Origin of the sequence: Bernardetia sp., from assembly GCF_020630935.1 — a bacterium.
Taxonomy (GTDB): domain Bacteria; phylum Bacteroidota; class Bacteroidia; order Cytophagales; family Bernardetiaceae; genus Bernardetia.
This window is the reverse complement of record NZ_JAHDIG010000020.1, coordinates 15,752-30,447: the sequence shown is the minus strand read 5'-3', so window position 1 is coordinate 30,447 and position 14,696 is coordinate 15,752. Positions and strand designations below refer to the sequence as shown.

Sequence of the window (14,696 nt, the reverse complement as noted above, 5' to 3'; positions counted from 1 at the left end):
CTTCTCAAAAATTAATCAAATTTATTTATCAATTAACTTTTAATTTTCATGAAAACATATCTTAAATTCAACCTCTTGACTGCTTTTGTAGCTGTATTATTTTTATCATTTAATCTTTCTTCTTGTGGAAGCAAAAAGGCAAAAATACCAGCCGAAGGAGAGAAACTAATGGCTTCTTCTTGGAAATATGATGTAAATGCCAACCTTGCAAAAGGTTCTGAAAACGTAGAAGATGCTTCTGGTATCAAATCAAATATTGAGCTAAAGGGAGATGTCGGAAAAATAGCTGATTTTGCTGCCGAAACGCTTACTTTTTCAAGGGATAAAAAAAACAAAAGCAAATTTTCTTATAAAAGAAAAGTAGGTGAGGGCTTAATTTCTTCTTCTGTAGTTGGCTATTGGACAATGTCTGATGATGGCAAAACTATCACAATGATGGAATGGGATAGTAAAGCAGGAAAAGAGAAAGCTCCTGTAAACTACACCATCGTAGAAATTACTGATGATAAATTAGTCTTGATGAAAGAAGGCGAAGACACTAAAAAAATCTATAAGAAGAAAGCATAAATATCAAAAATTAGAGTGCTAGACATAAGATAAAAATTGTTGGTATTGCGCTAAAACATCAACAAATATTTGTTCATGTCCAATACTCTAATCAAAAATTCAAAACGCAAGCCTATACAGTTTGCGTTTTGAATTTGCTTTTCCAAAGCCAAGCAACAAATCCACTTAGCCCTATTAAAAAACATGTTCCCAACCAAAAGAACATATCATATTTATTCGTATAGATTCTATAAGAAGTTGTAAAGACAAACAAAAACAAACCTAGCCATTGCCAAATGAGGTTGTTTTCTATTCTATTTGGGTTGTCTCTGATGAGAGATTGATTAAAAAATATTCTTAGGCTATTCCATTCCCAAAAAAGAAGTACAGTATTTGCCAAAAGCATCAGACCTGTGATGAGAGGTGTTGCACCAAACTCATAAGAAAGTGTGATTACAAAAACATTAAGGATAATAGGATAAAAAAGTGCTGCTCCTAGTTTTGAATAACGTTGTGTCATTAAGAAAAACCCAGCCACAAGCTGCCCAAAACCCAAGAATTGCCAATACAACCCTGATTGATACATTGTTTCGAAAAAATGCCAAGCCGAATCAATGGGAGCATCTGCACCACTATTGGTAGTAAAACGCAGTCCTTTTATTTTTATTAGGCTTGCAAAAACAAAAGTGCCTCCTATGAGGTAACGAGTATAAATTATAAAAATTTGTAACCAAACGATTTCTTTTATTTTGAGTAGCCAGTCAGTCATGAAAGAGTTATTCTAAGTACAAAATTACCTCATCGCCTTTACGCAAACGCAGCTGTTTTTCAGCACTCTCTTCAGGAACAAATATTTCTACTCTCCCAAAAGAGCCATTGATAAGATTGGGTAATCTGTCGCTACCTTCCAAGAAAAAATTACAAAACCTTGCATTTTGCTCTAATATTTTACCATATTTTATATTATTTCTAGCTCTAAGATTGGTTAGTGCGTTTCCATACTTATCAAAAGAGAGTATTTCGCCTGTTACCATTTTTTCCTCTTCATTGTAAGTACTGAATGGATAATTAAGAAACCAATCATAATGAATTTCCTCTCCCATATTTTCCATAGAAATTCCGTTGGCAAGGTGAGCTGCTACTGGTGCAAAAATATCTCTTCCATGAAAGCTATTAGCATCACTTTCAAGCATATAGGTTTTGTTCGTAATTTCAATACATTGTTCTACATCTTCAAGGGCTGTAATCAAGTCCAAAATTCCATTGTGAGGTGCAACAAAATAATACCCTCCACTTTTTACGATGATAGGCTGCCTGTCGCTCCCAACCCCTGGGTCAATGACACACAAAAAAATTGTTCCCTTCGGAAAATAACTATAATGAGCTTCTAAAAGCAATGCGCCACGCAAAATATCATAATCTGGAACAGAGTGCGCCAAATCTATCAAATTTGCGTGTGGAGAAATTGATTTGATAACACCTTTCATTACTCCTACAAAACCATCTTGATACCCAAAGTCAGTAAGTAAAACAATGTTCATATTTAGTCCTTTTGCTGGCATTTTATTTTATTATACTTTTATTACAAAAATCAATAAGCAATATACAGAAAGATTATGATTTGATTGTTATAGATTAAACTAAATTCTGATTATCTTTAGGAAGTAAAACTTTGGCAAATACATATATTCCCCAATTATAGTATTCTGTTTGAAAGTCTGCTTTTTCTAGCACAAGATGTTTATTATAGTTTTTTATTTTAACTAGAGTAAGTTGTTCCTTTATCTTTTTTTGTAAGAAAAATGAAAAATGCCATTCGTCTTTTTTTGGAAAACGAACGCCAAGAGCGTAGTAAGAATATCACTTATTTGGTCTTCTTTCTCTTTATATCGGTAACCTTGAGTTTTATTCCAGATATTTACTTAGGCTTATGGCAAAACTTATGGTATTGGCTGATTGTAGTTTTCTACCTATTTATGACACTTATCATCAAAGAATATTTAGGTACAGAACAGGCAGCACACTGGTTTTTATTAGGGTTTAATATTACTACTTTTTATTTTTCTAGTGCTGTTGGAAGAAATAGTAATCTGCATTTTCTCTTTTTTGTTTCTATCTTACTCTTGCCCTCGGTACTCAATATACGCTATAAGAAATATATAATCTTCCATACAGTTGTGCCTTTAGCCTTAGCACTAATGCTTGTTTTGTTTGATTTTGATATATTTCCTCGTCTTCCTCAAGTTAATTCCGAACACGAAAAAATTTTTGGAAAAGTGAATATGATTCTTCTTTTGCTCATTTTGCCTGTGGTAGTTTGGGTACTTATAAAATCGTATCAGAATATTTTCAATAAACTTTTGGAGTCAGAAAAAATCCTTATTGATAAAAACACAGAGCTTTTAAAGACCAATAAAGAATTAGATAACTTTGTTTATAGTGTTAGCCACGATTTGCGTGCGCCAATTTCTTCTGTTTTAGGACTTATCAATATTTCAAAGCTAGAAACTGATACAGAAAAATTGAAACACTATGAATCACTAAAAGAAAAAAGTCTGTTGAAGCTAGACTCTTTCATAAAGGATATTTTAGATTATTCTCGTAATTCTCGCATCGAAATAAAACCACAACAAACAAACTGGCAAGAATATATAACCGAACTGATTAAAGAATTTGAATATTTGCCAGAAGCAAAAGGAATAGATATCAGCATCAATATTCATCAAGAAGAAGAATTTTATGCTGATAAATATCGTATAGGAATTATTTTTAATAATATTATATCCAACGCTTTCCGATATTCTGACAAAAGTAAAAAGTTTCGTTTTATCAAAATAACTGGAAATGTTTATAAAGAAAAAGCCTGTATAACCATCCAAGATAACGGCATAGGAATAGAAAAAGAACATCAAAAAAAAATCTTTGATATGTTTTATAGAGCCAATGAAGAAAGCAAAGGCTCTGGTTTAGGACTATATATTTTGAAAGAAACGCTCCAAAAAATAAATGGGCATGTAAAAGTAAGCTCTGAATTTGGTAAAGGCTCTCTCTTTTATATCGAAATTCCTAACCTTGAACCTATATAATTTTCTACTAAAAAGGTTTGGCTATAGTTTTTTTGTTATAATTACACAATGTTGCTTTATTGCTTGCTTTAGAAAAATGCATTTTATTTAAAAAAACAACCAATTTAGCGTAATTAGTAATGTTTAATCTTTTACAGCCATGAAAAAATTATTACTTACTCTTCTCTTTATTTTAAGTATAGGACAAGTAGTTGCTCAAAACTACTTGGGAATTGAATCACTATGGAAAAAACCAACTGATTTTGATTTGATGAGAGATTACTCTTCCATCATTTCAGAAAAAAAGGAGGGACAATTAAGAGAAAAACTACACGAATATAATCAAAGGACAACTACACAAATACAGATTATTACGATTCCTAGCTTAGAAAATTATCCGATAGATACACTAAGTTTACAAGTAGCTAATTTATGGGGAATTGGGCAAGCAAAAAAAAATAATGGCGTATTAATACTTTTAGCAACAAACGAGCAAAAAATAAAAATAGAAATTGGAAAAGGAATCAAAAAATATATCACAGAAGAAGAACTAACAGCGTGGCTCAATCAAATCACACCTTTACTCAAAAATCAAGATTTTTATTCTGCCCTAGACCAACTCACAACTAACTTTACCCAAAAACTAGGAAATAACTTTGCACCAAAAGGTTTTGAGAAACTAGGAAGTAAAGAAATTTGGACATTTATTTTATTTGGTGTAGTCTTCTTTTTTATGGGAGGAGTCTTCGCTGGCGATGGTAGATTCAAATTTAGCTTTATTTTTCTTTCTATTTGGCTAGTAATTGGTCTTACCATTCTGTTTGTTGTTGAAGCTTTTTGGATTGGTTTAATAATGAGTGGAATTACTCAAGGAATATTTTTATTTAGCTTAATTTGGTGGAAAAATGAGAAAGAACAACAGAAAATTCAGTCTGAAAAGAGAGAAAAAGTAATCAAAATGATAGAAGACACCTATCAAATTTATAACAAACACGAACCACTAGCTGCTCAAAATTGGAAAACGGCTACTGAAAAAAAATTACTAAAAAAACGCATAGAGTATAATGAAATAAAATATGCAGAAGAAGAACTCAAGAAAAGCCAAGAATTTGAACAAATCCGTTCCTATCTAACGGATGATACATATTGGAAGGAAGCCGAAAAATTTTATACTCTTTTACCCAATTTAGTTTCAGAATATAGAGAAAGTATGATGCAAAAGTTTGTTACTATTCCTTACAAGGAAAAGTATAAAGTCGTTTACTTCGAAAACATGGAAAATCGCCTTCGTTTGCCTTTCTTGCCTCCAAAACTTTCAAAAAAGTTAGAACCTCAACAGATTAAAAACTGGTTAAAGCATATCATCAGTAATAATAATTTAGAAAGTATTTATCCTGCTAAACTGAAAACTAAAGACCAAAGAAAACAAGAGCGTGAGTTTCTCAAACAGACCTTAAAAACATTGGAAGACCCTTCAACTGATGCAATCAATTTATTTTTAAATCTTCGTAATCATTGGGAATATGCAAATACAAAAAAGACTTCAGTCAATTCTCTTTTAAACTCTTACAAATCTCAAAATAACAAATATTCTTCTTCGAAAAATACTTCGCAAGATAATGACGACGACGATTATTACAGAGACAATAATTCAAATAACTCTTCACACACAGGATATGGAGGAGGAAGTTTTGATGGAGATGGAGCAGGAAGTGATTTTTGATTTAGCGTTCTACCTACTTCCAAAAATAGCACTACCTACACGTACAAGTGTTGCGCCTTCTTCTATCGCTATCGGATAATCTCCACTCATTCCCATAGAAAGTTCTCTGAAAGCTATGTTTTCTGTATTGTAATTTGATTTTACTTTATCAAAAAGAGATTTAAGTTTTTTAAATTCCGAACGGATTTGATTTTCGTCCTCTGTAAAGGTAGCCATTCCCATTAAGCCTACTAGCTTTATGTTTTGGAGTTTTGCCAATTCTTCATTATCCAAGATTTCATAAAGTTCTTGTTCATCTAATCCAAACTTAGTTTCTTCGTCTGCAATGTGCATTTGTAAAAGACATTCAATTACTCTTTCATTTTGTTTGGCTCGTTTATCAATTTCCTTCAAGAGTTTGAAACTTTCTACCGAATGAATCATCTTGGCAAAAGGCGCAATATATTTAACTTTGTTGGTTTGAAGTGTGCCTATCAAATGCCAGTCAATATCTTTTGGGAGCATTTCATATTTTTCGGTGAGTTCTTGTACTCGGTTTTCTCCAAAAGTTTTAAAATCCAAATCATATAAAGTCTGTAATTTTTCGACAGGATGCGTTTTAGTAACAGCAATCAATTTTGCCTCTGTATTTTCTAGTTTTGATAAAATATTTTCTAAGTTCTCTTTTATAACATCTTGCATTGGTAATTAACTTTGTTGAATAAATATTTCGTAATTTTTAATTAGCTTCGCTGCTTTAGCAGGTCGTAATTGATTCCTATTTTCCATATTTCTCTAAAAAGACTTCCCAGTCTGTTGGAATTTTTTGTAATACTGCATCTGCTTGTGTTGCTTTTGAAGTATGCAGAAAATCAAGTATAAACTCTACTTCATTTTTAGAATCAAACTGCAAATCTGGATGAAGTTTAATAATTTTTTTCAAGACAAAATCAGTCCTCTTACAAACATAACCTCCAAACTTATCTGCACGATAGGCATACTTTTTTAAAAAATCTTTTTGCTTCTTAAAAGTTTGGGATAGCAAGTACAAAGTTAGTTCGATTTCTCCTTTTTTGTCTTTAGTTACCTTGACATGGCGAGTAATATCTCCATTTTCACTTCGCATCGCCATCATGAGCCAACCTGGTGTGTCGTGGTCATAACTTGTCATCTTGTCAATCTCTTCTTTTATTTCTTCAGCCAATGCTCTTGTTTCATTCTCATCTCCAAAAAGTTGATGCTCTAGTTTTGCCACGAGAAGCTCATCTTTTGCCACTAAGCGTAGCAATATTTTATCTTTTTCTTTTTGAGGCATTTGGCAGATAGCCTCTTTGAGTTCTTTAGGGATTTTTACCATAGATTTTTAAATTATGAATGATGAATGGTAAGTGATAAATTATTTACTACTTCCCTGTTCTGTGGCTCACAGAACAGCAGACAATCAAATTACTTTTTCTCTACAAAATAAAGCAACGAAACACCAAAAGGAAAGGAAATATCATAACGAAATAGTTTTTTCTCTACCAAGAAAATTCCTTTTAAAAGTGAATCTAAGATTTTATTTTCTTTATAAATTTCAAAATCAGAACCTGCACCTTTTCGAATAAACTGTTTCGGAATTAGAAAGTTTAGTTTTCTAAAAAGCCATATCGGAACAAATAAAAAAGAATTGAAATAGGTTTTTCGAAGTAGTTTACAGGTAAAATTATTTTTTTTACTTTGCAAATCAAATAAATTTACAACTTCACTCATTTTATATCTTCTGAAATGCTGGTTTACTTCATCGTGGTAGCTCCAAAGGCTTTGAAATGCTGGAACAGTAATACAAATTTTCCCATTTTGCTTGCAAACTCTACTCATCTCAAAAATAGCTTTTTGGTCGTCTTCTACATGTTCGATAACATCAAAAGCACAAACCATATCAAAACTATTATCCTTAAAAGGTAATTCTAAAACTGAACCTTCAATAACTTCAAGATTTAATTTTTCTCTTACAAAATCAGCACAAGTAGCATCGTATTCTAGTGAAGTTACTTCTCCAAATTTCTTCAGCATTTCGGTAGTTTTTCCTGTGGCAATGCCTATGTTTAGAATTCGTAATTCTTTTTTTTCTTTAGAAATGATTTTTTGGAGTTCTTGCTTCAAAATTTCTAAACGCACCACAAACCACCAATGATTTCGTTCTAGGTGGTAGTAATTTTTATAGTAGTCTTGATTCAAATTAAATATTTTTTAAACACAGAGTTACAGAGCAACACAGAGAAATACAAACTACTATGTTGAGAAGTTTGTATTTCAACTGATTACTGGTTACTGATAACTGGAAACTGATTTACGGAATCCATTTAATATCTTTAAAGTCTGGCTTACGCTTCTCTAAAAAGGCATTTCTCCCTTCTTTTGCTTCATCAGTCATATAGGCAAGACGTGTTGCTTCCCCTGCAAAAACTTGCTGCCCTACCATTCCATCATCCGTTAGGTTGAAGGCGAATTTGAGCATTTTTATAGAAGTAGGCGATTTTTCTAAAATTTCAGTTGCCCATTGGAAAGCTGTATCTTCTAGTTCGTCATGAGGAATAACAGCATTTACCATTCCCATTTCGTAGGCTTCCTGTGCCGAATAATTACGCCCTAAAAAGAAAATTTCTCTAGCTCGTTTTTGTCCTACCATTTTAGCCAAATACGCAGAACCATACCCACCATCAAAACTGGTTACGTCGGCATCAGTTTGTTTGAAAATAGCGTGTTCTTTACTAGCAAGTGTCAAATCACAAACGACATGCAAACTATGTCCACCACCAACAGCCCAGCCATTCACAACAGCAATCACAGCCTTTGGCATAAAGCGAATAAGACGCTGCACTTCCAAAATATTGAGCCTTGGCATTCCGTCATCATCGACGTAGCCTTGATGTCCTCGTGTACGTTGGTCGCCACCACTACAAAACGAATACACGCCATCTTTTGGCGAAGGTCCTTCTGATGAGAAAAGCACTACTCCAATAGAAGTATCTTCACGAGCATCTAAAAAAGCTCTGTACAATTCGCCTACTGTTTTGGGGCGAAAGGCATTTCTAACTTCTGGACGGTTGAAGGCAATACGAGCCACGCCACCACATTTTTTGTAAGTAATATCTTCAAATTTGATAGTATTGAGTTCTTCGATTTCTTTCCAGTCTGGTTTTGGGGTCATTTTTTTATAATTGATTTAAAAAATTAATTTTGATATGCTGCAAGATAAATATTTTTTCAAAGAGAATGTTTCTCTTCTTTCATCTCCTGTTCCTCCAAATACTTCTCAAGATATTCTACATTTCCATACTGGCTACAAATCGGACATTCTAAAGGGTTATGACTACGTGCAGGACAGTATTCTCTACCAAAATAAATAATCTGAATATGTAAGTCGTTCCAATCTTTTTTAGGAAAAAGAGCTTTCAAATCTTTCTCCGTCTGGACTACATTTTTCCCACTTGAAAGTCCCCAACGATATGCCAAACGATGAATATGTGTATCCACAGGAAAAGCAGGCTGCCCAAAATACTGTGAAACGACGACCGAAGCCGTTTTGTGTCCTACCCCTGGAAGTTCTTCTAAAAGTTTCATTTTGTCTGGTACTTCGCCATTGTACTTTTCTAAAAGAATCTCTGAAAGACGATGGATTGCCTTTGATTTGTTGTTGGAAAGTCCACACGGTCGGATAATACTTTTTATTTGTTCCGTTGTGAGTTGTACCATTTTATTGGGCGTATCAGCTTCTTCAAAAAGAATTGGCGTTACTTGATTTACTCGTTTGTCAGTACATTGAGCAGATAAAAGCACAGAAACGAGCAGCGTATAAGCGTCTTGATGGTCTAAAGGAACAGCAGGATTGGGATAAAGCTCTTGCAATATTTTAGCAATCGCCTTGGCTTTTGTTTTGGGTTTGTAATGGACAGATTTTGGAAATTTCATATTAGATAAAATGAGCTAAAGAATAGATACATTGTTGTAGTTATCAAACAACTACTTAGTTTTATTAAAAGTTTGTACTTTTATGATTGAATAAAATTAATCACTTATTTTTCAAAAATATGAAAACTTGTCCGAGTTGTGCATCCCCTTATGGTTATGAAATGAGCGAAACGTTATACGCTTGTCCAGAATGTGGATTTGAATGGAACCCAGCAGAAAAAGAAGAGTCAATGACTATTGAAAATCAGATTTTAGATGCTAATGGAAACCCTCTGCAAGATGGAGATAGTGTAGTAGTTGTGAAAGATTTACCTGTAAAAGGTGCACCCAAACCTGTAAAAGCAGGAACAAAAGTAAAAAATATTCGTCTTACCGAAGGCGACCACAATATCGACTGTAAAATTGATGGCTTTGGAAAAATGGCTCTCAAATCAGAGTTTGTTAGGAAGGCATAAGATAATAAAGTTGATTTTTTCACAGCTTTTATAACTGATTACCAAATATTTAGATACAAACTTTAAATTCTTTTTTGATTTTCTAGAAAAAGTACAAAAAATAGGTAACCCAAAAACATTAACAACGTATAACCAAATACATTTAATTTAAAAAAAGTGTTAATTTTGAAGTCCACTTCTTACTGCACTTACTTCTGTTCTGTCTTTAAGAGCAGATAGTTTACTACTACTTTATCTCAAAAACTTATTTTTAATGGCGAATAGTCTTGATATGCTCAATCAGATATTGGTTGATGCTGCCCAACATGGTGTTGTTCATAATTTTACTTCTGATGAAGAAATAAAGGGAAGTAAAATAACTATCCACGATGCAGAAGTTATCAATTTTGGTTCTTGTAGTTATTTGGGATTAGAATATCACTCCAAAATCAAGGAAGGAATCATCGAAAAAACGCAAAAATTTGGTTCACAATTTTCAACCTCAAGAACTTATCTTTCTCTAGGAATTTATGAAGAATTAGAAAGCTATTTAGAAAAAATATTTGAAAAACCAGTCATTGCAAGTGCAAGCACTACTTTAGGACATTTTGCTGCTCTCCCTGTGGTGGTGGAAGAAGGCGATGCCGTCATTTTAGACTTACAAGTTCACTCTAGCGTACAATTAGCTACACAGATTTTGAAAGCTAAAAAAATTCCTACCTATGTTATTCCTCATAACTCAATGAAGGCTTTAGAAAGCAAAATCAAGAGTCTTCAAAATAAACACAAAAAAATTTGGTATTTGGCAGATGGCGTTTATTCTATGTACGGCGATGCTGCTCCTTTAAAAGAATTAGAGTATTTTATGAATACCTATAAACAATTCCACCTCTACATTGACGATGCTCACGGAATGAGTTGGGTAGGAAAAAATGGAGTGGGTTATGTAAGAAGCAAAATTGAACATCATGATAAAATGATATTAGCTACTTCATTGAACAAATCTTTTGCTTCTGCTGGTGGGGTACTTGTTTTTCCAAATGAAGAGTTACGCAACCGAGTAAAAAACTGTGGTAGCACTCTGATATTTTCAGGACCTATTCAGCCTCCTATGTTGGGAGCTGCTATTGCCTCTGCCAAACTACATCTTTCAGAAGACATAGAAATATATCAGAAGGAAATCAAAGATAAAATTGATTTTGTAAACGACAAGCTAGAAAAATTAGGGCTTCCTCAATACGAAAAATCAGATACGCCTCTGTTTTTTATTCCTGTTGGTTTGCCACGTATTACTCGTAATATTGTCAAGCGAATGAAGAGCAAAGGTTTTTATATGAACTCGGCTGCTTTTCCTGCCGTCCCAATGAAAAAAAGTGGACTTCGTTTTATGGTAAATAGAAATTTATCGTACGAAGAATTAGAAAATATGCTCACGACGCTTCAAAAAGAATATGTTTTGGGACTGGAAGAAGAAAACAGTTCTACTGCCGAAGTGTCTAAAATATTTAAAATCAAAGAAATAAATATTGACATTTCGTCTAAAAAAGAACAAGAAAAATTTGAAAACAAAGCATTAAAGACAACTTTATTTAGAAGTATTTCGGAAATTGATAAACAAGAATGGCAAGAGTTTATGGGACATTCGGGGACTCAATCTTATCAAAATCTTTTGGCTTTAGAAAAGACATTTTCTAATCATTCTAAAAAAGAAAACAATATTGATTTTTATTATTACCGAGTTACAGATGCTCAAAACCAAATTGTTTTGTACTCTTTATTTACAATCAGTTTGATAAAAGATGATATGCTTAGTGATGCTAAACTATCGATGAAAATAGAAGAAGAACGAAAATTAAATCCATATTATCTTACTTCTAAGCAACTCATGACAGGTTCTGTATTTTCAATGGGGAAATCGCTTTACATCAACAAGAATCATAAGCAATGGAAGAATGCCTTAGAACTGTTTTTGAAAGCCACTCAAGAAATAGCAGAAAAAGAAAATGTATCTACTCTGATGATTAAAGATATTGATGACAAAGAGTATGAAAATACGATGTTAGAGCTTGGTTTGGCTAAAATGGAACTGCTAGATAACTCCGTTTTGTATTTAGATAAATGGAATACGCATGAAGAATATCTACAAACCTTGAGTAGTAAATATCGATATAGTTTGAAAAAAGAAATTTTGGCTTACAAAGATTATTTTGAAGTTAGTTATGAAAAGCCAAGAACTGGAGAAGAAAAACAACAATGTTTCGAACTCTACCAACAAGTTTTTGAAAAATCGTATGAGATGAATGTCTTTGAGCTTCCTTATCAGATGTTTGAACGAATGTTTGAAGACGATAATTATGATATTATTAGATTGTATCTGAAAGACAATAAGAAAGCTGGTGCTGTGGGCATGTTATTTAGTTATAAGAATGGAAAAGAATATAGTGGGCTTTTGGTAGGTTTGAACTATGATTATGTCAGAGAATTTAATGTATATAAGCAAATTCTTTATCAATCTGTCTTGAGAGCCAAAAATTTAGGGTGTTCGTTTTTAGATTTGGCTTTTACTGCTGAAATGGAAAAAAAGAAAGTAGGAGCAGAAATCCAATCTACTTATGGATTTGTACAAGCCGAAGAACATTATTCTCACGCTGTATTGGAAACTGTAAACTACTAGAATAAAGATATAAAAGTCAGTAAGATTACCATTTTCTTATTGACTTTTATATTTATTATCACTCTACTTTGATGTCTCCTTCTACAACAGCTTCTTCTAAAGTTAGAGGAGCTTTTTTATCTTCTTCTTTAGCTTCTTGTACTTTTGTGATAGCTTCTTGGGTAATAAATCCTTGTGCTGCTGCATGCATAGCAACTACACCTGAATCAGCTATAAGTTGGAAAGGAACTCCAAATTGCCTTTCTGCTTTTTGAGCTATTTCATTTACTTGTGTATCTCTAGTAGTTCCACTTACATCACGGATATAAATTGCCTTTATACGATGAGGTACCTCTTGCAACATCTTATAATAAATTTCAGCATCGTGCTGTCCACTATCTCCTATCAAAATAAATTTTAGATTAGGATAATAACTCATTATTCTTCTAATCTTTTCTTCTTTATGACTATGGTCGCCTTTTATAAACATTTTATCATCCAAACCTAAATCTCTCAAAAGTAAAGGGGCTTTTGGAAGACTTCTGATTTCAAAAAAGTCAGTAAGCAAATCATATAAATTCCACATGCTACTAGATACAAAATACAACGGATTCTGCTGATTTCCATCACTTCCTTTTACAAGTGCTTCATATAATTCTCCTACTCCTAAAAATGGTTTTCTTAAATGTGCGTTGCCCAAAAAAGTTAGTTTGGCAGAAGCTAACATGCTAGTTGCCTGTGTTTGCAGAACTGTATCATCAATATCTGAAATGATTCCAAATTCTTTTAAATCGTCGTGGATTTGAACTTCACCAAGTGCTGTAACTTCATCTTGATTGGGTCTTACCTTTTCTAAGAGCTTAAATTCTACTCTTTCCCACATAGACTCATGAGGTATAATTGGTTCGGGCAATTCTATTTCTACAAAAAAATATCCTTCCTCATCAGTTTTTGTTTCCTTTGTTATGCCTTGATAGGTTACTGAAAGTCGTACATTCGGAATCTCATCACTTTCTATCCTTCTATAAGTATTAAGAATATTATCCCAAAACCTATCATCTTCTCTTACATCTATATTTTCATCTTCTAGTACTCTACCCCAAAAAAAGGCTTTTTTAGGGTTTCCAAAACTTCTATAAGGCAAAATCATGACAGGTTCATCTAATCCTAAACGAGTTTTTAGTTTAGTTTTGAGAATATCCCATTTTTGTTCTCCTTGATGTGATACCTTATGTATAATGTCTTTTAGTTTCATAATTATTAAGTAGTTGAGTAGTACAATTTAGTTTATAAAAACTATTGTCAAGGTCTGTTTTTTTCTTCGAAAAGACCCTTGACAAAGTTAAAATTCAACTTTTTATAAAATTGCACTAGCTTTTGAAAATAACAAAATTATACCAGCTAACTACTTAAGTAGTTGAGTAGTACAATTTAGAAGTTGTTTAAGAATGTTTTTTTCTAGTTCTAGCAACAATCAAAATAAATGCTAAATAGTGTAAGCTTTGCCAAGTATGAATTTTAGTTTCGTATCTTATTATAAGTGCCTTGAATGCGTCCAACCACGCATTGGTTCTTTCGATAGCGAATCTTAATTCATACATTTTCTCATCTTTAAAAGGTTGATTATCAAGGTCTTTTTTATTTCTTTTGTTGAAGTCTATATTATCCACTATTTCCAAATGATAACAAAACGAACGAAAAGCATTCGTATCAAAAGCTGCATCAGCATTGAGAAATATGCCTTGTTCTCTAATTTGAGAAGCATTCAAATCATCTATCATCGTTTGTACATTTTTTTCCAACTCAAAAGCGTCATGATGATTGCCTGCGATAGGAACAGACATAGCTACAGGAATACCGTTTTTATCAGTTAGGAAAAGAATGTTAGTAGTTTTTCCTGCTTTTCTTTTGGAATAACCAATACCTTCTCCCCCTCGTTTGGCTAGCGTATGGCTACCGTCTAAATGGCAAATAGAAAAATCTAACTCTCCACGATAATCTTCTAAATAGGTTGTCCAAAGCTTTTTCCAACTTCCAAGTTTTGACCACTTATTGAAATGGTAATACACTGTATTCCAACTAATTGAGATGTTGCCAAAAAATTGTTTCATTGGAAGTTCTCGCCATTGACAACTTGATTTTAAACGATAAACAATAGCTTTAATAATACGCCAAAGAGCGACTTTTATCCGACGACCTTTGGAAAATTGCTCTAAATAAGGTAAAATATTTTCTGTTATAATTTTTTTTGATAGGTTTACGTACATAGAGGAAAAAATGGTTACGTTGCAAATGTGGTTATTTACAATGATAACTATTTTGACCTCTTTTTTGATAACATA

General features: G+C 32.8%; 14 protein-coding genes. 5 read left to right on the top strand and 9 right to left on the bottom strand.

All coding sequences use genetic code 11. The features are described 5' to 3' along the window. Positions 1 to 48: 48 nt before the first annotated feature. Complete coding sequence (locus QZ659_RS07535) at positions 49 to 567, top strand: hypothetical protein (protein WP_291724328.1); 519 nt, start codon at positions 49 to 51, stop codon at positions 565 to 567. Positions 568 to 679: 112 nt separating this feature from the next. Here the strand turns inward: QZ659_RS07535 and QZ659_RS07530 are convergent, their stop codons facing one another. Both QZ659_RS07530 and QZ659_RS07525 read right to left on the bottom strand, forming a co-directional pair. Then, positions 680 to 1,315, bottom strand: coding sequence for a hypothetical protein (locus QZ659_RS07530; protein ID WP_291724325.1), 636 nt, complete (start codon positions 1,313 to 1,315; stop codon positions 680 to 682). A 7-nt stretch (positions 1,316 to 1,322) separates the two neighbouring features. Continuing rightward, a complete protein-coding gene (locus tag QZ659_RS07525; protein ID WP_291724321.1) occupies positions 1,323 to 2,087 on the bottom strand; it encodes an S-adenosyl-l-methionine hydroxide adenosyltransferase family protein in 765 nt (254 codons plus the stop codon). Positions 2,088 to 2,348: 261 nt separating this feature from the next. On the opposite strand from QZ659_RS07525, the gene QZ659_RS07520 reads away from it, so the two are divergent. Then, entirely contained in the window at positions 2,349 to 3,632 is a 1,284-nt protein-coding gene (locus tag QZ659_RS07520; protein WP_291724317.1) for a sensor histidine kinase, read from the top strand. Positions 3,633 to 3,771: 139 nt separating this feature from the next. Next, positions 3,772 to 5,334: a TPM domain-containing protein gene (locus QZ659_RS07515; protein ID WP_291724314.1), complete on the top strand. Its 1,563-nt coding sequence runs from the start codon at positions 3,772 to 3,774 to the stop codon at positions 5,332 to 5,334. 9 nt (positions 5,335 to 5,343) lie between these two features. On the opposite strand, the gene QZ659_RS07510 is transcribed toward QZ659_RS07515, so the two are convergent. The 5 genes from QZ659_RS07510 to nth form a co-directional block, all read right to left on the bottom strand. Then, positions 5,344 to 6,015 (bottom strand): YggS family pyridoxal phosphate-dependent enzyme, encoded by a 672-nt coding sequence (locus tag QZ659_RS07510; protein ID WP_291724311.1) that lies wholly within the window; start codon positions 6,013 to 6,015, stop codon positions 5,344 to 5,346. Between the two features lie 76 nt (positions 6,016 to 6,091). Continuing rightward, positions 6,092 to 6,670, bottom strand: a complete 579-nt coding sequence (locus QZ659_RS07505; protein WP_291724307.1) for a hypothetical protein — start codon at positions 6,668 to 6,670, stop codon at positions 6,092 to 6,094. Positions 6,671 to 6,759: 89 nt separating this feature from the next. Continuing rightward, the gene (locus QZ659_RS07500; protein ID WP_291724304.1) at positions 6,760 to 7,533 is read right to left on the bottom strand and encodes a class I SAM-dependent methyltransferase; all 774 of its coding nucleotides are present in this window, start codon (positions 7,531 to 7,533) and stop codon (positions 6,760 to 6,762) included. A gap of 112 nt (positions 7,534 to 7,645) precedes the next feature. Next, the gene (locus QZ659_RS07495) at positions 7,646 to 8,506 is read right to left on the bottom strand and encodes a 1,4-dihydroxy-2-naphthoyl-CoA synthase (protein ID WP_291724301.1); all 861 of its coding nucleotides are present in this window, start codon (positions 8,504 to 8,506) and stop codon (positions 7,646 to 7,648) included. A gap of 56 nt (positions 8,507 to 8,562) precedes the next feature. Next, a complete protein-coding gene (gene nth / locus QZ659_RS07490; protein ID WP_291724299.1) occupies positions 8,563 to 9,267 on the bottom strand; it encodes an endonuclease III in 705 nt (234 codons plus the stop codon). A 119-nt stretch (positions 9,268 to 9,386) separates the two neighbouring features. Here nth and QZ659_RS07485 point away from each other — a divergent pair, with 119 nt between their 5' ends. Next, positions 9,387 to 9,722: a zinc ribbon domain-containing protein YjdM gene (locus QZ659_RS07485; protein WP_291724296.1), complete on the top strand. Its 336-nt coding sequence runs from the start codon at positions 9,387 to 9,389 to the stop codon at positions 9,720 to 9,722. 253 nt (positions 9,723 to 9,975) lie between these two features. After that, entirely contained in the window at positions 9,976 to 12,375 is a 2,400-nt protein-coding gene (locus tag QZ659_RS07480) for a bifunctional aminotransferase class I/II-fold pyridoxal phosphate-dependent enzyme/GNAT family N-acetyltransferase (protein WP_291724293.1), read from the top strand. A gap of 58 nt (positions 12,376 to 12,433) precedes the next feature. Here QZ659_RS07480 and QZ659_RS07475 read toward each other — a convergent pair whose 3' ends face one another. Both QZ659_RS07475 and QZ659_RS07470 read right to left on the bottom strand, forming a co-directional pair. Beyond that, positions 12,434 to 13,609 (bottom strand): App1 family protein, encoded by a 1,176-nt coding sequence (locus tag QZ659_RS07475; protein WP_291724290.1) that lies wholly within the window; start codon positions 13,607 to 13,609, stop codon positions 12,434 to 12,436. Between the two features lie 187 nt (positions 13,610 to 13,796). Then, complete coding sequence (locus tag QZ659_RS07470) at positions 13,797 to 14,621, bottom strand: IS5 family transposase (protein WP_291724287.1); 825 nt, start codon at positions 14,619 to 14,621, stop codon at positions 13,797 to 13,799. Between the last annotated feature and the right edge of the window lie 75 nt (positions 14,622 to 14,696).